This window comes from Phycisphaerales bacterium AB-hyl4 (genome assembly GCA_041821185.1).
In the GTDB taxonomy this organism is placed as follows: Bacteria; Planctomycetota; Phycisphaerae; order Phycisphaerales; family Phycisphaeraceae; genus Natronomicrosphaera; species Natronomicrosphaera hydrolytica.
In genome coordinates this window covers 1-20,722 of sequence record JBGUBD010000004.1, presented here as the reverse complement: position 1 = coordinate 20,722, position 20,722 = coordinate 1, and the positions used below count along the sequence as shown (strand labels likewise).

The window sequence follows — 20,722 nt, the reverse complement described above, 5'->3', positions numbered from 1 at the left end:
ACCCGCGCGCGATCACCACGGGAAGCGGTAGTCGGGCGTGAACTCCGCCTCGCCCGGCAACGGCATCGGCTTGCCGCCTTCGTTGCTCGACTGCTCCGCCAGATGCAGCACGCCGCTCACGCGTCGCGCCTGCTCGGCGGTGACGATCAACGGCTCGCTCATGATCAGGTGGTTCGCGATGTTCTGGTAGTAGTTGTCCCATCGGCTGGGCCAGGGCGTCAGGCTCGACTCCCGCCGAATGCCCGCGTCTTGCTTGACCATGGTGATCTCACCGCCGGCCTTTGCGTTGCTCAGCCCGCCCGTCGTGCCGAGGATACGCCACCCATGCCGACGCACCGCCACGATGTCGCCTTGCTCCAGCGTCGCCGTCGTGTCGTCTTCAAAGCGGATGTGCACTTGCGCGAAATCTTCGTTGGTCGTGTTATGCCAGTATCGCTTTTGCAGGTTGCCCGACACGGACGCGATGCGCTTGGGCATGAGGTTCAGCAGCCAGTCGACATAGTGAGCGCCCCAGTCGTATAGCACGCCGCCGGACATCGCCTTGCTCGCCCGCCACCAGTCGCGAGGCATGTTGTAGCCGCCGGTGGCCGCGTCGATATGAAACACGTCGCCGATCTCGCCGTTGCGCACCACGGTGAGCAGTTGCTGAAAATCGCCGTCCCATCGCCGATTGTGAAAGCACGAGAGCATCGTGTTCGACTCGCGAGCCGCGGCGATCATCTGGTCCGCCTCGTCGAGCGTGATGCTGAACGGCTTTTCCGTCACCGCATGCTTGCCCGCCTTGCTCGCGGCGATGCAATATTCCGCGTGCAGGTTATGCGGCAAAATCCCCACGATCATGTCGACCTTGTCGTCTGCGATCAGCTGCTCGGGCTTGTTGTACGTGCGGATCTTTTCGCCGATCTCGCCTTTGGCCTGCTCGGTCCGCCGCGGGTCGAGGTCACACACCGCCACGGTCTGCATGCCATGCTGGGCGTTGATGGCCTCGGCGTGGCGTTTGCCCATGTTGAACGCGCCCCCGTAGCCGAGGATGCCCGCCCGCACGGTCGTCTTATACGTCTCACCGCCGACGTATCGCAGCGCCCGCTCGAACAGTCGCTCGACGTTGCGGTTCAGCAGCGACTCCGCCGCGCCGCCGTGCGCCAGGCAGACCACCTTGCCCTTGCCAACGCTGCGCTCATACCCCATCGGCATCGGTCGGCCGGACAAATGCGAGCGAGCAAACACCGTCGCGTCATCTTCCAGCTTCAACTGCACGAACTGGTCGCGCACGACATACCCATCGACGCGACCAGCGATCGCGTGCCCCTCCGCGTTTGCCTTCGCATCAAGCTGAACCTGGTAGTCGAACGCGCTCGGCATGCGCCCTTCCACCTGCGCGCCGAGCAACCGCCCGAGGTCGCTTTGCTCCTGCGCAAGCATCAACGCGCCTTGACAGACCACCAGCCCGCCGCCGGCCTGAACGAACTTCGTCAAAGCCTGAACGTGCGCCGCCGACAGCTTGTCGGCCTCATGCACCAGCAGGGCGACACTGTCAAAGTCGCTCCCTTCAAGACTCGCCATCGCCGGCACGCCGTTGCTCGTCACGCTCACCGCGCTAAGCTGAAACCGACCGGCCAACTCCAACCGTTCGCTCAGCCGTCGCGCCGCCTGTCGCGTGGCATTGTCATTGCCGCTGCTGACCAGCAGCAGCTTGTGCACCTTGCGACTGTCGCTGCCGCTGGGTTTCTTGCGAGCCATGCCGTTGGGTCCTGTATATGTCAATCACGGGGCCATCGGACCAACCCCAAAGCCCACGGATTGCATCCGTGGGTGCCCCAAGACTGACGGGGACTGCTTGGCGTAAATGACGCATCAGCATCGTGCATATTTACTTGACCGTTTACTTGGCCGTATCCGGGTTGCCCTGCTTCAACCCGCGCACCTGCATCGGCAGGCCGAACAGGTCGATGAACCCACGAGCCGCGGTCACGTCGTAGTCCTTCATCGCGAAGCTTGCCAGGTCCAGGTCGTACAGGCTCGTATCGCTTGTCGCGGCAATCGCCAGCGCCCGGCCCTTATAAAGCTTCACCTTCACATTGCCCGACACCACCCGGTTTGACTGATCGATAAACGCCTGCATCGCTTCGCGCAGCGGGTGGAACCACTGCCCGTTGTAAACGATCTCCGCATACTTGTGCGCGAGTTGCAGTTTGTAGTGGTACAGGTCACGCTCCATGCACAGTTGCTCGAGGGCCTTGTGTGCTTCGTAGAGGATCGTCCCGCCCGGCGTTTCGTATACGCCGCGCGACTTCATGCCCACCAGCCGATTCTCCGTCAGCACCGTCGTGCCCACCGCATGCTGGCCGCCCACCTCGTTCAGCGTCGCGATCAGTTCATGCCCCGGCAGCTTCTTGCCGTTGACGCTGACCGGGTTGCCATGCTCAAACCCGACTTCCACCACTTCCGCCTTGTCCGGCGCCTGCTCCACCGGCACGCTCATCACCAGGCAGTTTTCCCAGTTCGGCTCGTTGGCGGGATCTTCAATCTCCGCGCCTTCATGCGAGATATGCCACAAATTCCGATCCCGCGAGTAGATCTTCTTCGTACTCTGGTCGATCGGAATGTTGTGCTTCTGCGCGTATTCGATGGCCGTCTCGCGGTCGGTCAGGCCGTCGTCAAGAAACTTGTGGTCCTTCCACGGGCTCACGATCTTGAGCTTCGGGTCGAGCGCCTTGTACGTCAGCTCGAACCGCACCTGGTCGTTGCCCTTGCCGGTCGCGCCGTGGCCTACCGCATCCGCGCCGGTCTTGTGCGCCGCTTCGACCTGCGCCTTGGCGATCAACGGCCGGGCGATGCTGGTCCCCAGCAGATAGTCCGTCTCATACACCGCATGGGCGCGGATCATCGGAAAGCAGTACTGCTCGGCAAACTCCTGCCGAAGGTCCGCGACGACGACCTCGTCGGCCCCGCTCGCATAAGCCTTCTTCTCAATGCCGCTGAGTTCATCGCCCTGGCCCAGCTCGGCCGCGAACGCGACCAGCTTCACGCCGGGGTAGCGATCCTTCAGCCAGGGCAGAATGACGGATGTGTCCAGCCCGCCGGAGTAGGCGAGCACGATCTTTTTCGGGTTCTCATTCATGGTCGGTTCTCTCTCAGAGTGAACCGACCATGGTAGCAATTCCGCCGCCGCCGTTGGTCGCGACCGCTAACTCGCATCGCTCTCCGCCGCCTTCACCTCGCGCGGCAGGGTGGTCACCTCGCCCAGCTCACCCTCGGCTGGTAACTCCTTCGGCGAGTCGGCGCCCAACTCCTTGAACTTCCGCGCACTGACCAGCACCCGCGACTCAAACGAACCCACAAACGAGTTGTACGACTTCACCGCCTTTTCGATATGCCCGCCCAGTGTCGCCGCGTGACCCGTAATCGTCGCGACCCGCTCGTGCAGCTCCATCCCCAGCTCACGCACGCGCTGCGCGTTCTCCGCGATCTTCTCCTCCCGCCAACCCATCTCCACCACCCGCAGCAAGCTGATCAGAATCGTCGGCGTCGCAATCACCACCCCACGCTGCATCGCCGACTGCAACAGGTCCGGCTGCAACTCCACCGCAGGGTGCAGAAAACTCTCGCCCGGAATGAACAGCACCACAAAGTCCGGCGAGCGATCCAGCTGCTCCCAATATGCCTTGCTCGCCAGCTCCCGCACACGACTTTCAATGTCCCTTGCATGGCTGGCCAGACATTTCGCCCGCGCTTCATCGCTTTCCGCTTCCATCGCCGCGTAGTAGTTCTGCCCCACGCTCTTCGCGTCGATCACGATCTGCCGCTCCGATGGCAGATTCACCACCATGTCCGGTCGCTGGCTCGCCTCGCCACGCCAAAGCGTGACCTGCTCGCCAAAGTCACAATGTCCGATCATCCCCGCCATCTCCGCGATGCGCTTCAAGGTGAGTTCACCCCAGCGCCCGCGGGCCGCCGACGAGCCGCGCAACGCGTTCGCCAGCGTGTGCGTCTGCTTGCCCAATGCCTGCTGCGCTTCCAGCAGTGAGCCGAGCTGCTGCTTCAAACCGTGGTACGCGCCTTCGCGATGCTTCTCGATTTCGCCCACCGCCTTCGCGTGACGGTCGAGCGTTTCGCTGATCGGCTTGAGCATCGCCTCGATCGCCTGCTTGCGCTGGTCCAGCGCCGCCGTCGCCTGCTTCTGCTCGCTGGTCAACCGCTGGCTGGCCATGTCGAGAAACTGCTTGTTGGCGTTTTGAAGCACATTGCTCGCCAGGTTCTGAAACGTCTCGCGTGCCTGCTGCTGAGCCTTTTCGTGAGCCTGCTCCGCGGCCGCCTTCTCCGCCTGCACGCGTTCGAGCTGATTGCCAAGCTGCACCTTCTCGGCCTGGATCTGCTCGACCTTATCGAGATAGCCTTCGATGGCCTGCTCGCGTTCGCCGAGCGCCTGGCCCAGCCGATCACGCTCGGCCCGCAGGCTTCGCCGATCCGCCAGCAGCCAGGCGCAACAGCCGCCCACCACGCCCAGCCCCCCCAACGCCACGATAAATGCAATCAGCCACATGCCCGGCGATTCTACCAGACGCCGCGACCCGCCTGCGTTGTCAATGCCGGCCCGCCCTGACATCATGTCGTCACTGCGGCGGGGTGCCCGCGGCCTGGACGGTGCCATAAGCCCCCACTCAAGCCGTTTGCCATCTGATTCAGCGGTGGTTATACTGCTCGGCTCGTCTGACCCGGCTCGCGCTGCGCGGATCGGCCAGACCGGTACCCAAACGAAACCGATCCCGCGAACCGCGAGGCATGTGCCATGGCCAAGGCAAAGAAAGAAATCACGTCCCAGTTCAAGATCCAGGCCCCCGGTGGCAGCGCGACCCCCGCGCCGCCCATCGGCCCGGCGCTCGGTCAGCACGGCGTGAACCCCGGACAGTTCATCCAGCAGTTCAACGAACGCACCCGTGCCCTCAACGGCAAGGTCGTCGGCTGTGTGATCACGGTCTATAAGGACCGCACGTTCGAATTCGAAATCAAGAGCCCGCCCGCCGCCGTCCTGCTCAAGGACGCTGCCGGCCTGGAGAAGGGCTCCGGCGTGCCGAACAAGGACAAGGTCGGCAAGGTCACGACGGACCAGCTCCGCGCGATCGCCGAGGAAAAGACCAAAGAACTGACCGGCCACAACGTCGAGGCCATGGTGCGAACCATCGCGGGCACCGCCCGCTCGATGGGCATCGAGGTCGAAGGCGAGATTTAAGCATTTCGAATTTGGAATTTCGGATGTCGAATTTGAAGTTGCCTTCGAGTTCCGGCAAATCCGAAATCCCGAAATCCGAAATTCGTAATCAACAGTTCGGCCAACCACGAGCCGTGAATCGTGGGAGACACCCCGGCAGTGACCGTGGGAAGTCGAAAGGAGACTCGGAATGGCCAGACATGGCAAGCGCTATCGCGCGGATCTACAGAAGGCGCCCGAACGAGACAAGCCGTTGCCGTTGGCAGACGCGGTGAATCACGTCAAGGCGTTTAAGAACGTGAAATTTGATCAGTCGATCGAGGTGGCCATCTGGCTCGGCATCGACGCGAAGCAGGCGGACCAGGCGGTGCGCGGCTCGGTCTCGTTGCCGCATGGCATCGGCAAGACCAAGCGCGTCGTGGCGTTCTGCAGCGACGACAAAGTCGCGGCCTGCAAGGAAGCCGGGGCCGTCGAGGCCGGCGGTGAAGAGCTGGTCAAGAAAATCGAAGATGGTTGGCTGGACTTCGACGTCGCCGTCGCCAGCCCGGACATGATGCGTGTCGTCGCTCGGCTCGGCCGGGCGCTGGGCCCCAAGGGGCTCATGCCTTCGCCCAAGAGCGGCACGGTCACCCCCAACGTGGTCGAGGCCGTTCGCGACTACGGTGCCGGCAAGGTCGAGTTCCGCAACGACGCCGGCGGCAACGTGCACGCCGTGGTCGGCAAGCAGAGCTTCGAAACCAGCCAACTGGAAGAGAACGCCCAGGCGTTCATCGACCACATCATGCGGATCAAGCCCGCCGCGGCCAAGGGGCATTACGTCAAGCAGATCGCGCTTTCGGGCACGATGACGCCCGGCGTGCTGGTTGAAGTGCCTTAACTGTCGTCTTCAGCCCCGCCGCCGCCTCTTGCGAGGCTGCTTACTCGCGGGGCTGGATTGATGAGCGTGTGCAGAATCTTTCGAACATGAAACTCCAACTGGGGCATTGCCATGAGCAAGCCGGTTAAAAATCTGATTGTTGATACGTACAAGAAACGCTTCGAGGGTGTGTCCGGCGCCGTGCTGGTAGACGTGCGCGGGGTCGACTCGAACACCAACAACCGCTTCCGCGCCGACCTCGGCGGGAAGCAGATCAAGGTCACCGTGATCAAGAACAGCCTCGCGAAGAAGGCGTTCGAGAACACGGACATGGCCGCCATCAACGAACTGCTCGACGGCTCGGTCGCGGTGGTCTACCCGGCCGAGGGCGACCAGACCGTCGTCAACGTTGCTCGCGAACTGATCACCTGGGCGAAGGAAATTCCGAGCCTGGAGTTCAAAGGCGCGCTGATGGAAGGCATGACCTTCGGCGCTGACGAAATCGACGCGCTGAGCAAGTACCCGACCCGCGAAGAGGCGCAGGCCCAGGTGGTGCAGATTCTGCTCACCCCGGCGCAGAACCTCGTGGGCGCCGCGCTCGGCCCCGGCCGCAAGGTCGCCTCGCTGGTCAAGGCCGTGGAAGAGAAGCTCGAAAAGGGCGAAGAAATCAAAGCGGCCTGAGACCGCTGCATCACCAGATTGAAAATCGCGTTCGACTGGCCCCTCGGGGTTAAATCGCGGCACAGGGCTGCGACCTCTCGGACGGAATGTGCATCAAGTAAGGATGTGAATCATGGCAGAAGTCGAAGCTGGAATTAAAGAACTCGGTGACAAGATTGTCGGCCTGACGCTCAAGGAAGCGGTCGACCTGGGCAACTACCTCAAAGAAGAGTACGGCATCGAGCCGGCCGCCGGCGCGGTCGCCGTCGCCGCGGGCCCCGCTGCCGCTGAGGAAGCCGAAGAGAAGACGGAATTCGACGTCATTCTCAAGGGCGCTGGCGACAACAAGATCAAGGTCATCAAGGTCGTCCGCGAGGCGACGGGCCTGGGTCTGAAGGAAGCCAAGGACCTGGTCGACGGTGCCCCCAAGGCGCTGAAGGAAGGCCTGCCCAAGGACGAAGCCGAAGCCTTGCTCGAGAAGGTCAAGGAAGCTGGCGGCGACGTCGAGCTCAAGTAAGCCGACCGAATCGCTTTGCGACGCAGAAACAAAGAGGCCGCCTTTCGTTCGCGAAGGGCGGCCTTTTTCATGCGCCGATTGGTACGACAACCCGGTTTCACACTTGCAACATTTAGCCGCGGTGCTTGCACCGCGCTCTTCGGCGCGCCGGCCGAAAGCGCGGGCCAAGACCCGCGGCTAAATGGGGGTGCGGGATTGAAGTCGTGTTGTCGTGTTAACATGGCGGCTGAATTGAAACCGCGTTTACCGCTTGACGCCGACGAACAACTCCCACAGCGACTCGGTTCGCCGTTGGCAGTTGAACCCTGCTTCATTCATCAGGTCCAGCCAGGTCTGCTCGTCGAACAGGCCGCAGACGTGTCGGTCTTCCACGACGGTCACCGGCCCGCCGACCGCGGGCTGTTTGATCAGGTACAGCAGGATCAGCTCGAAAGTCGTGTCCGTCGGCTGCAGGGTGTGCACGTATGAGAAATACGTCAGCGCCACGTCGGCATTGGCGTGGTGTTCCTGTTCCGTTTCGTGGTCGGCGAACGTTTCGCGGATGTAGGTCGGGGCGACGAGCGCGACACCGCCGGGCTCGAGGTGGGCCGCCGCGGTGCTCAAGGTCGCACGCAGGTCAGCGAGGTTGGTCATGTAGTCGATCGCATCGTGGATCAGCACCGCGTCGAACTTGCGGTTCAGGCGGACGCTTCGCATGTCGCCCAGGTGCGTCTCGACCTCCGGGTTCAGCGATCGGCAGTTGGCGAGCATCGGCGCAGACAGGTCGACCGCCACGCAGTCGAAATCATGGCGGAGGTGGTGCAGCGCATGCCCGCCGCCGGCGCCGAGCTCGAGCACCGTCGGCCGATGCCCCGGCGCGCCGAGCGTGAGCGTTTCGTTCAGCAAACTTCGCATCGTCGCCGCCTCGGACGCGTAGTCCTCAGGCGGGCTGAGCAGCGGCCAAAGCCAGGCAAGGTCGTCATACAGTCGCGGCACGTCAGCCATCAGACCTCACCCCCATCACAACCAACGCACCGCAGGGGCGCACGTCGGCGCCGCAAATGGCAGCCCGGCCCCGGCGATCCCCCAGCACGACTCCCGGAGCCCCCCACAAAGCCGTTCACTCTTCTTTCGCAGTGAACAGGCCCTGGGCGAGGTTGATGAGTTTTTCGAGTCGCACGGGCTTGAGGAGATAGCCGTCGACCCCGAGCGCCTCGGCGTACTGCTGGTGGCGTCGGCCCTCGTTGGCGGTGACCATGATGACCTTCGGCGGCTCTTCGAAGCGCTTGATCTTCTCCAGCACCAGGAAGCCCGATCGCTTGGGCAGCATCATGTCGAGCACGACAAGGTCCGGCGGGTCGGTTTCGCAAATGCGGACGGCGGTATTGCCATCGCCACACATCTGCGTCAACGCGCCCTCGGCCTGAAGGGCCTGGTCCAACGCGGCGCGGATCTCGCTGTCATCGTCGACCACAAGCACTTTAACGCCATCAAGACGAAGTTCTTCACTCTGTTCCATGGGTGACATACCTATATCGCTTCCTCAAGAAGATTGCAGGTTTGCAAGCAGGGGTATTGTAAGGCCTGGTCAGGCCGTCAGGCAGGCTAGGGTGTAAATTGTTGCGTCTGAACGCCTCGCGGTCAAGGCGGCGAGGCAGGCGGAAGGGGGCTCGACTGTCGCGTGAAGCGGGTGTCACGGCTTTTTAAGCCGTGCCGGGTTGCACAGAGCATGGGCTTAAATGCCGTGGCACCCAAAGTGTACCGCTGACCTTTCTCCCGCCCGACATCGACTGAGGGCCAGTCTGCGTGTACCATCAGCCGACTGTACCGACCCCGGCACGAGCCGCAGGTCGGCCGAGAAACGCACCACCAGCTCCCGAGCTGCCATGATGAGCCAACCCTCCGACCGTCTAGACGCACCGTCCGCCGACCAGCCCGCGCCCGACGCGCAGGAGCAGGCGTTCGACCTCTCCGAGTCGAGCATCCTCATCGTCGACGACAACGAGCAGAATGTCGAGTTGCTCCAGGCCTACCTCGAAACGCTGCCTTGCCACATCACCACCGCCAGCGACGGCATCGAAGCGTTGCAATACATCGAGGACCCGGACAAGCCGACGCCCGACCTTGTGTTGCTGGATGTGATGATGCCGCGGATGTCCGGCTTCGAGGTCTGCCGTAAGCTCAAGGAAGACCCGGCCACGCGCACCATCCCGATCATGATGGTGACCGCGCTGAACGAGCTGGGCGACATCGAGCGTGGCGTGGAAAGCGGCACGGACGACTTCGTCTCCAAGCCGGTGAACAAGCTGGAGCTGATCACGCGGGTGAAGAGCCTGCTTCGCGTGCGTCACCTCAAGCGTGAGCTCGATCGCACGGAGGCCTACATCCGCGACATCGAGTCCCGCCGCGACCGCCCGGCGAAGTGACCGCGCGAGGCGAACGAACATGATGTGACATTACCTGCCCGCAAAGCCCAGGCATGGCCATGCCTGGGCTTTCATGTTGGGCTTTACCGTATGCACACGCTCCGTGTCATCCGCGCCTCATCCGCATAAGATATGAGTATGGCAACGACGCGACCTGTTTCCGCGCTGGACCGGCTGGTCGCTCGGCTTACCCGCCTGCCGGGCATCGGCAAGCGGTCGGCCGAGCGGATCGCCTTCCATCTGCTCCAGGTTGAGCCCAGCGAAGCCGTCGACCTCGCCGAGGCGATCCGGCAGTTCAAGACGGACCTGAAAGTCTGCTCGAACTGTGGCCACGTGACCGAGGCAGACCCGTGCCCGATCTGTGCCGACCCTGAGCGCGACCACGGCCTCGTGCTTGTCGTCGAGCAGCCATCGGACGTGGTCAGCCTCGAACAGACCGGGATGTATCAGGGGGTCTACCACGTATTGATGGGCCGACTCGCGCCGCTGGAAGGCATCGGCCCCGGCGACCTGAATGTGGATCGGCTGCTCGAGCGGGCGCGGGCGGGCCAGGTGCGCGAAGCCGTGCTCGGCACGAACCCGACGTTGGAAGGCGATGGCACTGCGATGTACCTCGCCCAGCAACTCGAGGCGATGAACGTGAAAGTCACCCGCCTGGCCCGCGGGCTGCCGACCGGCTCGACGCTGGGCGGCGTGTCGAAAGCGGTGCTCGCCGAGGCGATCCAAGCCCGGCATTGACTGTGCTCAGCGGTGCGAAGGTGATGCGAAACGGGTGATGCGAAGAGCGGCGCGGTGGGTGTTGGCAGGGCGGCTGCCGGGGGGGATTCCCCTGATTTATGCCCGAGTATGCCGGCTCTGCTTTGATTTGGCATGCGAGTGACGGGATAGTAAGGCCGAAGAAAGAGGGGAGACTCCCCTTTCTGAGCTGACCATGCGGATTGACGCCGGACAACAACTGCGGATCGACCAGCGGATGAAGCTGGCGCCGCGCATGATCCAGTCGATGGAGATCCTCCAGATGCCCCAGGCGGCGCTGGAAGAGCGCATCGACCAGGAGCTGACGAACAATCCGACGCTGGAGCTTCGCGAAGCCGGCACGGATGACGAGTCGCTGCGCGCCGAGCGTGAGCAGGCCGAGCGCGACAATCAGGAAGGCGAGCGTGAGCTTGTCGTGGCCGACGGCGACGACAAGAAGTCGGCCGACGATTTCGAACGCCTCTCCAACATCTCCGAAGAGTACGGCGACTCGTGGGAAGCCAACACCGGCGAAAGCTACGACAGCTACCGCAGGCCCGTCCGCAACGACGGCGAGCGCGACCGCAAGATCGATGCGATGGCCAACACCGCTGCGCGATCCGAGTCGATGTTCGATCAGCTCGTCGCCCAGTGGCGCATGGTCGAGACCACGCCGCGCGAGGCCGAGCTTGGCCAGTACATCATCGGCTTCCTCGACGCGGACGGCTACCTCCGCACGGACATGCAAACCCTGCTCCAGCAGGCGCCGGATCACGCGACCATCGCCGAGCTTGAAGCCGTGCTCGAAAAGCTTCAGCAAAACCTCGAGCCGCCCGGCCTGGGCGCTCGCAACCTGCGCGAATGCCTGCTGCTTCAGATCGACGCCCGCGAGCGCAGCGACCGCGACGCCGACCTTTACGTCGAGCGCCTGCTCGTCGAAGAATACCTCAAGGACATCGAAGCCAACCGGCTGCCCCGCATCGCCAAGGCCACCAACCTCACGCTCGATGAAGTGAAGCAGGGCATCCTCGGCCTGCGGCAGTTTCAGCCGCACCCCGGCCGACTGCTCAGCGACGACGCGCCGCGCACCATCACGCCCGACGCCGCCATCGAGTATGACGAAGACGAAGACCGCTACGTCGCCACCCTCACCTCCGGCCACACGCCGCCGCTGTCGATCAGCAACACCTACGCACGCCTCGCTCGCGACAACGGCGTCGACAAACGCACACGCGACTTCGTCAACACCAACCTCCGCAACGCACGTTGGCTCATCGACGCGCTCCAGCAACGCAACATGACCCTGCTGCGCGTGATCAACGTCGTGCTCGAAGCGCAGCGCGATTACTTCGACCATGGCCCGCAGGCGCTTAAGCCGCTGCCCATGACCACCGTTGCCGACCAGCTCGGCATCCATGTCGCCACGGTGAGCAGGGCGGTGCATGAGAAATACCTGCAAACGCCGCGCGGCATCCTCCCGCTGCGCATGTTCTTCTCCGGCGGCACGGAAACCGAATCCGGCGACTCCATGAGCTGGAGCGCGGTGCAGGCAAAGCTGCAGGAAGTCATCGACGCGGAAGACAAAAGCGAACCACTCAACGACGACCAGCTCGTTGACGAATTGAAAAAGCGCGGCATCGACATCGCCCGCCGAACGGTCGCGAAGTATCGCAAGCAACTCAACATCCCCCCGGCCCGCCAGCGACGCGAGTTTTAGACTCGGTCAAATGAACTCGGGACGGCTGCTTCACCGGCGTGCGTTATCATCTCCGATTGTCATGCCCACTATCACGCTGCTCACCGACTTCGGTCTCACCGACACATACGTCGGCCAGATGAAAGGCGTCATCCATACCCTCGCGCCCGACGCGACGGTGATCGACCTGACTCACGACGTACCGCCGCAGCAGATCATCGCCGGCGCGGTGATGCTCGACGCCGCGGTCGATGCGTTTGATGCCGACACGATCCACCTCGCCGTGGTCGACCCCGGCGTGGGCACGCCGCGCCGCCCCATCGCGCTGCGCACCAGCCACGGCACATACGTCGGCCCCGACAACGGCCTGTTCACCGCCATCCTCGATCGCCACGGCGCAACCCACGCCGTCGCCCTCACCAACCGCCACTATCATCGCGACCTCATCACCGCCACCTTCCACGGCCGCGACATCTTCGCCCCCGCCGCCGCTCACCTCGCCCGCGGCGTCGCATGGCCCGACCTCGGCGAACCCATCGACCCCGCCTCGCTCGTCCGCCTCCACCTGCCGCAGCCTCAGCCCCACGGCCACGGCCTGACCCTGCACGTCGTCTGGATCGACCACTTCGGCAACCTCATCACCGATCTCAAGCGCGACGCGCTCGACACCGACGCCCGCATCACCCTGCGCAACACAACCATCCCCACCATCGCCCGCACGTTCGGCGACGTGCCCCCCGGCGAGCCGGTCGCCTACTTCGGCAGCACCGGCCGACTCGAAATCGCCGTCCGCAACGGCTCCGCCGCCGCCCGCTTCACCGCCACGCCCGGCACGACGATCGACCTGCAACCCGCCGATCCGACGTCAACGCCCTGATCGCCGCGGCCGTTCGACATTTCGCGAAGAATCATCACAATGGCTTTAACGTCCATCAGCAATTCACCGGAGACCACGACCATGGCCAAGCAAGCGTTGATCGTCTGGGGCGGATGGGACGGCCACACCCCCAAGCAGTCCGCCGACGTGTTTGCCCCCGAGCTTCAAGCGGCCGGCTATGAAGTCGACGTCCGCGACTCGCTCGCCGTGTACGAAGACCACGACCATCTCAAGTCGCTCGACCTCATCGTCCCCATCTGGACCATGGGCGAAATCACCAAAGAACAGTGGCAGGGACTCAACCACGCCGTCCGCGCCGGCGTGGGCTGCGCGGGGTTCCACGGCGGCATCATCGATTCATTCCGCAACAACACCGATTACCAATGGATGACCGGCGGCCAGTGGGTTGCTCATCCGGGCAACTGCATTCCGTCATACACCGTCGACATCGCTGACAAAGATCACGAGATCACCCGCGACCTGCCCGCCTTCGAGTTGACCGATACCGAGCAGTATTACTGCCACATCGACCCGGCGGTGCACGTGCTGTGCACCACCACCTTCTCTGGCGACCACGGCGACAACACGCTCTATCAGCCCGGCACGGTCATGCCCTACGCATGGACCAAAACGTGGGGCGCCGGCCGAGTGTTCGTCGCCGCGTGGGGCCACACCGACAAAGACTTCGACGTCCCCGAAGCCAAAGAAATCGTCCGCCGCGGCATGCTCTGGGCCAGTCGATAACGCCAATACGCCTGCCCGCCCGCACACCGATCTGCTACACTGCACAGCCCCAAGAACAGAATTCCCACCCTTGAAAAGCCATAAGGAGCTTGACTGATGACCTGGACGTTCAGTGCCTTCGCCGACGAAGCAGGCGGTTCTATCGACGAGCAGATCGCGGCGCTTCAACGCGTCAACATGAAATTCATCGACCCGCGCAGCGTCGACGGCCACAACATCACCGCGCTGCCTGAAGACGTCGCGAAGCAGGCCCAGCAGAAGCTCGAAGCCGCCGGCATCACCGTGCAGATGTACGGCTCGCCCATCGGCAAGATCGACGCCGTCGACGACATCGAAGAAGACCTGCAAAAGCTGCGTCACCTTGCCAAGATGCGCGACATCTTCGGCTGCAACGCCGTCCGCATCTTCAGCTACTACAACAAGACCGGCCTCAGCCACGCCGACTGGCAACAGAAGGCCACCGACAACCTCAAGCGCCTCATCGAGCTCGCCGAGCAACTCGACCTCGTGCTCTACCACGAAAACGAAAGCAAAATCTTCGGCGACAAGACCGACGACGTGCTTGCTATCGCTGAGCTGCGCGGCCCGCGCCTCAAGCTCATCTACGACTTCGCCAACTACATCCGCACCGGCGAAGCCGGCTGGGACAGCTGGCAGAAGTGCAAAGCGATCACCGACTGCTTCCACTTCAAGGACCAGCGCAAGAACGGCGAGCACATGCCCATGGGCCAAGGCGAAACCGACGCCCGCGAGATTCTCGTCGACGCCGCCAAAGCCGGCTGGTCCGGCCCGTGCACGCTCGAGCCGCACTTGACGCATTCCAAAGCCGTCGTCGCCACCCACTCCACCGGCACGGGGGCCCACGCCCTGGCCGACATGTCCAAGAGCGAGACGTTCCATCTCGCCGCGACCGAGGCTCAGAAGTTGATGGACGAACTCAACATCACCTACAGCTAAACACACGGACAACCATCGCAAGGCAGCGCGGCTTCCGTCGCGCTGCCTTTTTTCATGCGCCCCTCACGTTGACCACGCGCACCACCGCGTTGCCCGCACGCAACACCCGTCCGAGACGTTTCGCCCGTCACCGTCCGCATCTCTTTCGCAGTTTCGCGCTCGATCGCCCGTCATACCGCAAAGCAGGGGGATAACGCGGTCGTGCGATCGCCACCTGTCGCCGTGGCATGTCGTTCGCCTATAGTTCCCCGGAGTGGAATGATGTCAGACGCAATGCTTCGGCCCATCTTGCGACGACGCCCCCGCGGCCTCCCATTTAGCCGCGGGCCTTGGTCCGCGCTCTCGCTGCTCGCGTTGGCGCTCACCCTGCTCAGCGGCTGTCACACCGGCCCCCATGTCGATGCGCGCAACCTTCAACCGCTGGTCGACACCGAGGGCCACCCCCGCTCGCTCGCCTTCGCCTCACCGCAGCAGCGTCAAGCCCTCGCCGACGCGAACTTCGCACCCGGCGAGCCGTGGTTCGCCACCCGCAACGACCACTACCCCTCCGTCGACGCCGGCTATCACGACACCACCTACGAGCGATCCTACACCCGCACCGTCGACCGCCAGCGCGTCATCCGCGGCCGAGTGTTCGACGCCTACCGCGAAACCACCCACCGCGAACGTGTCCGCGAAAGCTGGCGGTAACCGCAACGCCAATCACACCGCTTCGCCGTGTTTCACCCATCGACTTTTCGACCTATCATGCCCTTATGGGCAACGAGACACCCCTCATCCAAACCTTCCAGGCCATCGTCGGCCGCGACGCTGTCCTCCATGACGCCGACGAGCTCAGCGTCTACGAAAGCGACGGCTTCCCCATCGCTCGCGGCATGCCCACGCTCGTCGTCTTTCCCACCACGACGGACCAGGTCGCCCGCTGCGTCAAGGCCGCCATCGAACACGACCTGCCCCTCGTCCCGCGCGGCAGCGGCACGGGGCTCGCCGGCGGCGCGGTCGCCTTCGGTGGGGGGGTGATCATCTGCACCTCCCGCATGACCCGCATCGAGTCGATCGACCTCGCCAACCGCGTCGCCGTCGTCCAGGCCGGCGTCTTCAACGCCACCCTCTCCGAAACCATCGCCGCCACACCAGGCGGCGAAAACCTTCACTTCTCGCCCGACCCCTCCAGCCAGAAGGCCGCCACCATCGGCGGCAACGCCGCCACCAACGCCGGCGGCGTCAACACACTCAAGCACGGCGTCACCAGCACCCACGTCCTCGGCCTCGAACTCGTCCTCCCCGACGGCTCCATCATCCAGACCACGCCCCCAAGCCCGCACACCCCCGTCCCATTAAAGCCCACGGATGGCATCCGTGGGTTCCCCCAACCAGAAACCACAAACCAAAAACCAGAAACCTCGCACCCCACCCTCCACGACCGCGTGGGCCCCGACCTCACCGGCCTGCTCTGCGGCAGCGAAGGCACGCTCGGCATCATCACCCGCGTCTGGTGCAAGCTCACACCCAAGCCCAGCAACTTCCGCACCGTCTACGCCGTCTTCGACTCCAGCTATGACGCCTGTAAAAGCGTCGCTGACGTCATCGCCGACGGCATCACACCCACCAGTATGGAAATGATGGACGGCGCGATGATCCGCGCCGTCGAAGACGCCTTCCACTACGGCTTCCCCACCACCGCCAAGGCCCTGCTCCTGCTGGAAATCGACGGTCTCGAAGAAGTCCTCGACGACCAGCTCGCCCGCTGCATCGCGTTCTGTCGAGCCAACAACGCCACCGACATCCAGCAATGCGCCGACGCCGCCAAACGCGCCGAACTCTGGTCCGCCCGCAAGCGAGCCTTCGGCGCCATCGGCCGCATCAGCCACAGCTACTGCACACAAGACGCCTGCATCCCACGCTCCAAACTCCCCGAAGCCATCGAGCACATCGCCCGCCTCGGCGAAGAAGTCGGCATGCAGATCAACAACGTCTTCCACGCAGGCGACGGCAACGTCCACCCCATCATGCTCTTCGACGAAGACCACCCCGAAGAAGTCGAAAAAACGCTCCAGCTCAGCGAACGCATCCTCGAATACTGCATCAGCATCGGCGGAACCATCACCGGCGAGCACGGCGTAGGCGTTGAAAAACTCCCGCTCATGCGAAAAATGTTCACTCCCGACACCATCACAACCTTCCAGCGGATCAAGCGCGCCTTCGACCCCGACGCCCGCGCTAACGAAGGCAAGCTCATCCCCAGTGACCGCATCACCATCGACCTCCACCAACCCACCAGCCCCAACACCCCCGGAGGCGCCCTGGCCACCACCCACTAACGAACCCGCCCCAATCCCCCAATAAAGCCCACGGATATAGCGCAGCGAATCCGTGGGACAATGGGACAACCCCGAACACCCGCCCCAAAAACCAGAAACCAGAAACCAGAAACTAGAAACCCTTCCCCCCAACCATGCCCGATCACCCCGACCCAACCTCGCCCACGCCCCTCACCGCGCCCGACGCCGACGCCCTCGTCGCCGCTGTCCGCAGCGCCATCGACACCCGCGTCCCCCTCGTCAACTACGGCCGAGCCCACACCGGCCTCGGCCACCCGCCACCCAATCCCCACACCCCATACACCTTCACGGCCAACACCATCGACCACGAAGTTCGCGACCTCGTCGTCCGCGCCGACGTCGGCTGTACGCTCGCCGAACTCCAAACCACCCTCGCCCGCGAAAACCAGTTCCTCCCCATCGACGGCGATGACAAGCTCACCCTCGCCGAGCTCGTCGACCACGACATCCTCGGCCCGCTACGCACCGGCTACGGCGGACTCCGCGATCGACTGCTCGGCCTCACCTTTGTCGACGGCGAAGCACGTATCGTCAAAGTCGGCGGACGCACCGTCAAAAACGTCGCAGGCTACGACGTCACCAAACTCCTCGTCGGCGCCATGGGCGAACTCGGCATCATCACCGAAGTCAACCTCCGAACCGCCACCATCCCGCCCGCCACGCTCATTGTCGACCTCAACGTCAAAGAGCCTCAGCAGCTCGACGACTTCCAGACCACATGGCTCACCGCCGAGGCCGCGCCCACCTGGGCCGTCCTCGTCTACGACCACCAGGCCTGCACCCTCCGCGTCGGCTACCACGGCACGTCACGCGCCTGCCACGTCCAGCTTCGATCGCTCGAAACCCTCTGCGACCAGATGACCGACGTCCGCCTCGCCGCCAGCGAAGAGTATGGCTACGACGAAGACCAACGCGAACGCGCCGCCGCCAGCGATTGGCGAAACGACGTCCCCGCACTCGTGAAAATCATCGTCCCGCCCGCGACCAGCGGCTTCGTCTGCCAAAGCCTCATGCTCCACCCGCCCAACGACCCGCCACGCCAGATCGAAGCCTACCCCTTCCAGGGCAGCGTCTTCGTCGGCGGCGAGTTCAACGCAGACCAGGCACGACGACTCGACGCACAGATCGCCCACGTCATCGCCCCCGCAGGCGGCGTCCGCGTCTGGCATCGTCGCCCACCCAACGCCGACGACATCGACCCGTTCCCCCCGCACAACACCGACTGGCCCGTGCTCCAGCGCATCAAGCAAACCCTCGACCCGCACAACATCCTCAACCCCGGCCGATACCTCACCACCACGCCATGACCGACACCCCCCGCACCATCTCCGGCACGAACCCCACCCGAAGCCCACGGATTCAATCCGTGGGTTCCCCCGCAAACACCCCCGGCACCCCCGGCGCGCCCCACGCGCCGCTCAACGTCCTCAACCTCGACCCGCGCACCTACGACCGCGCCCTCGACTGCGTCCACTGCGGCCTCTGCCTTCCTGCATGCCCGACCTACACCGAGAACGGCCTCGAAGCCGACTCGCCCCGCGGCCGCATCGTCCTCATGAAAGCCCTCGCCGACGGCAAGATCGAGCCCACCGAATCCGTCCGCCATCACCTGGACCTCTGCCTCGACTGCCGTGCCTGCGAAACCGCCTGCCCCTCCGGCGTCGTCTATCACGAGCTCATCGAAGAAACCCGCGAACGCCTCGACACCCCCGCCAAACCAACCCTCACCGACCGCTTCATGCAGGCGATGTTCTTCCACCTGCTCACCCGGCCAACCCGCCTCAAGCTCTCGCTGCTCCCCGCCCGCCTGCTCCAGCGCCTCGGCCTCTGGCCGATCATCACCCGCCTCCCACTCCCGCGCCCGCTCGCCAAAATGCAGCAGATGCTCCCCGCCGCCGGCCCCCTCTGGCCCCGCTCCCTCGCCCCCCATTACCCCCCAACCCCAACCTCACCCCCAAGCCGGAGCAAAGCGCAGCGCCGCTCCGGATCCCCCGAATCCCCCCCAAACCAAACGCCCCCCAAGCGCGTCGCGCTCCTCGCCGGCTGCGTCGGCTCCGTCCTCTTCAACGACGTCAACCGCCAGACAGTCGCGCTCCTCCAGCTCGCCGGCTGCGAGGTCTACGTCCCCCGCGCACAGCAGTGCTGCGGCGCGATCCACCACCATGGCGGCAACATCGAAGCCGCACGCAAGATGGCCAAGGCCAACATCGACGCGATGCTCGAAATCGACGGCAAGCCCATCGACGCCATCGTCAACAACGCCGCCGGCTGCGGCGCGATGCTCAAAGAATACGACCACCTGCTTCGCGACGACCCCGCCTACGCCGACAAAGCCAAGGCCTTCGCCCGCAAGACCCGCGACATCACCGAACTGCTCGTCGAGCTCGATCTGCCCACACCCGAGCATGCCGTCAACCGCACGGTCGCCTACCACGACGCCTGCCACCTCGCCCACGGCCAGCGCGTCGTCGACCCGCCACGCCGACTGCTCGCCTCCATCCCCGGCCTCAAGCTCGTCCCGCTGCCCGAGTCCACCATGTGTTGCGGCGCTGCCGGCACGTACAACCTCACCCAGCCCGAGATGGCAAGGCAACTCGGCGAACGCAAGCTCCGTCACATCAAAACCACCGGCGCAGCGACATGCGCCACCGGCAACGTCGGCTGCGCCATGCAGATCGCCGGCGAAGCCGACCGCCTCAACACACCCCTCGAAGTCGCCCACCCCGTCACACTGCTGCACGAAGCGCACTTCGGAAAACGGTAAGCGCGTTTCGAGTCTCTGGTTTCGAGTTTCGAGTTGGGAAAAGCTCAGCACCGAAGTCCACGGCGTAACGCCGTGGGCTTCCCCTCCCCCAACTAGAAACAAGAAACTCAAAACCAGAAACTGATTCAAGCCCCGACCAGCAGCATCACAAACATCAGAATCCAGACCACGTCGAGGAAATGCCAGTACATCGCCATGTACTTGATTGGTGCGTAGCTTTCGTGGTCATACCGCCCGGCGTGCGCGTTGAGCGTGAACACCGCCAGCGGCGCAATCCCGCCGACCACATGCACCGCGTGCACCAGAATGAGAAAGAAAACAAGCCCGTACAGCGGCATGCCCGCCTCGCCCAGCGCGAGCTGCTCGCGATGCTCCGCGATCAACCCCATCAGGCTTGGCGTCTGCACCACCAGAAACGCCACGCCCAGCAACAGCGTCAACATCATCGCATTGCGAAACGCCGTCTGCCGTTCATGCCGAACGTTCTGCAACGCCCGGTGCATCGTATAGCTGGAGATGAGAATGATCGCCGTCGAAACCCACAGCCCGAACGGCAGTTGCACGCTCCCCAGCGGCGGCCCGTCGGCGGTGATGCGGAAGACGATATACAACACCATCGACGCCGCGAACAGAATCGCCAACGCCAACAGAAACAGCAGCATCCCGAACGTCCCCGTGCCCGGCGGGACGTGGTGGTGACGCGGCTGCGGCGGGTGGCGACGTTCCTGCATCGGTTGGGGCGGAGAAGTCATAAAAGATTCTATGGCAGCAATCCCCCCCGCGACGCACCCGTTTAGCCCCCACGCCCCCCGTTTAGCCCCGCCGCCCACGGCGGGGCATGCCACCCCCTCACCCCCAAACTCACTGCGGCGCCTGAACACCCGGCGGCGGCGTCAGGTTTCGGCGATATTCCGTCGAGTCCGTAATCGCAAACCCGATGAAGATCGCCACGACCAGCAG

The 20,722-nt window shown here is 64.1% G+C and carries 20 protein-coding genes; 14 read left to right on the top strand and 6 right to left on the bottom strand.

Annotation, left to right across the window (positions count from 1 at the left end; all coding sequences use genetic code 11):
* Positions 1 to 12: 12 nt before the first annotated feature.
* From ACERK3_06730 to rmuC, 3 genes are all read right to left on the bottom strand, one after another.
* A complete protein-coding gene (locus tag ACERK3_06730) occupies positions 13 to 1,740 on the bottom strand; it encodes a Gfo/Idh/MocA family oxidoreductase (GenBank protein MFA9477992.1) in 1,728 nt (575 codons plus the stop codon).
* Positions 1,741 to 1,882: 142 nt separating this feature from the next.
* On the bottom strand, positions 1,883 to 3,121 hold the full coding sequence (locus tag ACERK3_06725; GenBank protein MFA9477991.1) for an argininosuccinate synthase: 1,239 nt from the start codon (positions 3,119 to 3,121) through the stop codon (positions 1,883 to 1,885).
* A gap of 66 nt (positions 3,122 to 3,187) precedes the next feature.
* Positions 3,188 to 4,543 (bottom strand): DNA recombination protein RmuC, encoded by a 1,356-nt coding sequence (rmuC, locus tag ACERK3_06720; protein ID MFA9477990.1) that lies wholly within the window; start codon positions 4,541 to 4,543, stop codon positions 3,188 to 3,190.
* Positions 4,544 to 4,789: 246 nt separating this feature from the next.
* Between rmuC and rplK the strand changes: the two genes are divergently transcribed.
* The 4 genes from rplK to rplL all read left to right on the top strand — a co-directional run bounded on the left by rplK (position 4,790) and on the right by rplL (position 7,242).
* The gene (gene rplK, locus ACERK3_06715) at positions 4,790 to 5,230 is read left to right on the top strand and encodes a 50S ribosomal protein L11 (protein MFA9477989.1); all 441 of its coding nucleotides are present in this window, start codon (positions 4,790 to 4,792) and stop codon (positions 5,228 to 5,230) included.
* A 169-nt stretch (positions 5,231 to 5,399) separates the two neighbouring features.
* Positions 5,400 to 6,086 carry a 50S ribosomal protein L1 gene (gene rplA / locus ACERK3_06710; protein MFA9477988.1) on the top strand — a complete coding sequence of 229 codons (687 nt, stop codon included), beginning with the start codon at positions 5,400 to 5,402 and terminating at the stop codon, positions 6,084 to 6,086.
* Between the two features lie 111 nt (positions 6,087 to 6,197).
* A complete protein-coding gene (rplJ, locus tag ACERK3_06705; GenBank protein MFA9477987.1) occupies positions 6,198 to 6,746 on the top strand; it encodes a 50S ribosomal protein L10 in 549 nt (182 codons plus the stop codon).
* 112 nt (positions 6,747 to 6,858) lie between these two features.
* A complete protein-coding gene (gene rplL, locus ACERK3_06700) occupies positions 6,859 to 7,242 on the top strand; it encodes a 50S ribosomal protein L7/L12 (protein MFA9477986.1) in 384 nt (127 codons plus the stop codon).
* Between the two features lie 243 nt (positions 7,243 to 7,485).
* Here rplL and ACERK3_06695 read toward each other — a convergent pair whose 3' ends face one another.
* Both ACERK3_06695 and ACERK3_06690 read right to left on the bottom strand, forming a co-directional pair.
* Positions 7,486 to 8,226, bottom strand: a complete 741-nt coding sequence (locus ACERK3_06695; GenBank protein ID MFA9477985.1) for a trans-aconitate 2-methyltransferase — start codon at positions 8,224 to 8,226, stop codon at positions 7,486 to 7,488.
* A gap of 115 nt (positions 8,227 to 8,341) precedes the next feature.
* On the bottom strand, positions 8,342 to 8,740 hold the full coding sequence (locus ACERK3_06690; protein MFA9477984.1) for a response regulator transcription factor: 399 nt from the start codon (positions 8,738 to 8,740) through the stop codon (positions 8,342 to 8,344).
* 367 nt (positions 8,741 to 9,107) lie between these two features.
* Here ACERK3_06690 and ACERK3_06685 point away from each other — a divergent pair, with 367 nt between their 5' ends.
* The 10 genes from ACERK3_06685 to ACERK3_06640 all read left to right on the top strand — a co-directional run bounded on the left by ACERK3_06685 (position 9,108) and on the right by ACERK3_06640 (position 19,762).
* A complete protein-coding gene (locus ACERK3_06685; GenBank protein ID MFA9477983.1) occupies positions 9,108 to 9,647 on the top strand; it encodes a response regulator in 540 nt (179 codons plus the stop codon).
* A gap of 138 nt (positions 9,648 to 9,785) precedes the next feature.
* Positions 9,786 to 10,385 carry a recombination mediator RecR gene (gene recR / locus ACERK3_06680; GenBank protein MFA9477982.1) on the top strand — a complete coding sequence of 200 codons (600 nt, stop codon included), beginning with the start codon at positions 9,786 to 9,788 and terminating at the stop codon, positions 10,383 to 10,385.
* A 193-nt stretch (positions 10,386 to 10,578) separates the two neighbouring features.
* On the top strand, positions 10,579 to 12,099 hold the full coding sequence (gene rpoN, locus ACERK3_06675) for an RNA polymerase factor sigma-54 (GenBank protein MFA9477981.1): 1,521 nt from the start codon (positions 10,579 to 10,581) through the stop codon (positions 12,097 to 12,099).
* Positions 12,100 to 12,160: 61 nt separating this feature from the next.
* Positions 12,161 to 12,955 carry an S-adenosyl-l-methionine hydroxide adenosyltransferase family protein gene (locus ACERK3_06670; protein MFA9477980.1) on the top strand — a complete coding sequence of 265 codons (795 nt, stop codon included), beginning with the start codon at positions 12,161 to 12,163 and terminating at the stop codon, positions 12,953 to 12,955.
* 81 nt (positions 12,956 to 13,036) lie between these two features.
* Positions 13,037 to 13,699: a ThuA domain-containing protein gene (locus tag ACERK3_06665; protein MFA9477979.1), complete on the top strand. Its 663-nt coding sequence runs from the start codon at positions 13,037 to 13,039 to the stop codon at positions 13,697 to 13,699.
* A 96-nt stretch (positions 13,700 to 13,795) separates the two neighbouring features.
* Positions 13,796 to 14,656 (top strand): sugar phosphate isomerase/epimerase family protein, encoded by an 861-nt coding sequence (locus ACERK3_06660; GenBank protein MFA9477978.1) that lies wholly within the window; start codon positions 13,796 to 13,798, stop codon positions 14,654 to 14,656.
* Between the two features lie 273 nt (positions 14,657 to 14,929).
* Positions 14,930 to 15,346: a hypothetical protein gene (locus ACERK3_06655; GenBank protein MFA9477977.1), complete on the top strand. Its 417-nt coding sequence runs from the start codon at positions 14,930 to 14,932 to the stop codon at positions 15,344 to 15,346.
* Between the two features lie 65 nt (positions 15,347 to 15,411).
* The gene (locus ACERK3_06650; GenBank protein ID MFA9477976.1) at positions 15,412 to 16,977 is read left to right on the top strand and encodes an FAD-binding oxidoreductase; all 1,566 of its coding nucleotides are present in this window, start codon (positions 15,412 to 15,414) and stop codon (positions 16,975 to 16,977) included.
* Between the two features lie 134 nt (positions 16,978 to 17,111).
* Positions 17,112 to 18,305, top strand: a complete 1,194-nt coding sequence (locus ACERK3_06645) for an FAD-binding oxidoreductase (GenBank protein ID MFA9477975.1) — start codon at positions 17,112 to 17,114, stop codon at positions 18,303 to 18,305.
* A gap of 59 nt (positions 18,306 to 18,364) precedes the next feature.
* Complete coding sequence (locus tag ACERK3_06640) at positions 18,365 to 19,762, top strand: (Fe-S)-binding protein (GenBank protein ID MFA9477974.1); 1,398 nt, start codon at positions 18,365 to 18,367, stop codon at positions 19,760 to 19,762.
* Positions 19,763 to 19,887: 125 nt separating this feature from the next.
* On the opposite strand, the gene ACERK3_06635 is transcribed toward ACERK3_06640, so the two are convergent.
* Entirely contained in the window at positions 19,888 to 20,514 is a 627-nt protein-coding gene (locus tag ACERK3_06635) for a heme-copper oxidase subunit III (protein ID MFA9477973.1), read from the bottom strand.
* Positions 20,515 to 20,722 lie beyond the last annotated feature (208 nt).

Coding starts and splice junctions, on each gene's coding strand:
- rplA (MFA9477988.1), top strand. CDS start 5,400: ATGGCCAGACATGGCAAGCGCTATCGCGCGGATCTACAGAAGGCGCCC.
- ACERK3_06660 (MFA9477978.1), top strand. CDS start 13,796: ATGACCTGGACGTTCAGTGCCTTCGCCGACGAAGCAGGCGGTTCTATC.
- ACERK3_06690 (MFA9477984.1), bottom strand. CDS start 8,740: ATGGAACAGAGTGAAGAACTTCGTCTTGATGGCGTTAAAGTGCTTGTG.
- ACERK3_06655 (MFA9477977.1), top strand. CDS start 14,930: ATGCTTCGGCCCATCTTGCGACGACGCCCCCGCGGCCTCCCATTTAGC.
- recR (MFA9477982.1), top strand. CDS start 9,786: ATGGCAACGACGCGACCTGTTTCCGCGCTGGACCGGCTGGTCGCTCGG.
- rpoN (MFA9477981.1), top strand. CDS start 10,579: ATGCGGATTGACGCCGGACAACAACTGCGGATCGACCAGCGGATGAAG.
- rplK (MFA9477989.1), top strand. CDS start 4,790: ATGGCCAAGGCAAAGAAAGAAATCACGTCCCAGTTCAAGATCCAGGCC.
- rmuC (MFA9477990.1), bottom strand. CDS start 4,543: ATGTGGCTGATTGCATTTATCGTGGCGTTGGGGGGGCTGGGCGTGGTG.
- ACERK3_06665 (MFA9477979.1), top strand. CDS start 13,037: ATGGCCAAGCAAGCGTTGATCGTCTGGGGCGGATGGGACGGCCACACC.
- ACERK3_06650 (MFA9477976.1), top strand. CDS start 15,412: ATGGGCAACGAGACACCCCTCATCCAAACCTTCCAGGCCATCGTCGGC.
- ACERK3_06730 (MFA9477992.1), bottom strand. CDS start 1,740: ATGGCTCGCAAGAAACCCAGCGGCAGCGACAGTCGCAAGGTGCACAAG.
- rplJ (MFA9477987.1), top strand. CDS start 6,198: ATGAGCAAGCCGGTTAAAAATCTGATTGTTGATACGTACAAGAAACGC.
- ACERK3_06645 (MFA9477975.1), top strand. CDS start 17,112: ATGCCCGATCACCCCGACCCAACCTCGCCCACGCCCCTCACCGCGCCC.
- rplL (MFA9477986.1), top strand. CDS start 6,859: ATGGCAGAAGTCGAAGCTGGAATTAAAGAACTCGGTGACAAGATTGTC.
- ACERK3_06695 (MFA9477985.1), bottom strand. CDS start 8,226: ATGGCTGACGTGCCGCGACTGTATGACGACCTTGCCTGGCTTTGGCCG.
- ACERK3_06670 (MFA9477980.1), top strand. CDS start 12,161: ATGCCCACTATCACGCTGCTCACCGACTTCGGTCTCACCGACACATAC.
- ACERK3_06635 (MFA9477973.1), bottom strand. CDS start 20,514: ATGACTTCTCCGCCCCAACCGATGCAGGAACGTCGCCACCCGCCGCAG.
- ACERK3_06725 (MFA9477991.1), bottom strand. CDS start 3,121: ATGAATGAGAACCCGAAAAAGATCGTGCTCGCCTACTCCGGCGGGCTG.
- ACERK3_06685 (MFA9477983.1), top strand. CDS start 9,108: ATGATGAGCCAACCCTCCGACCGTCTAGACGCACCGTCCGCCGACCAG.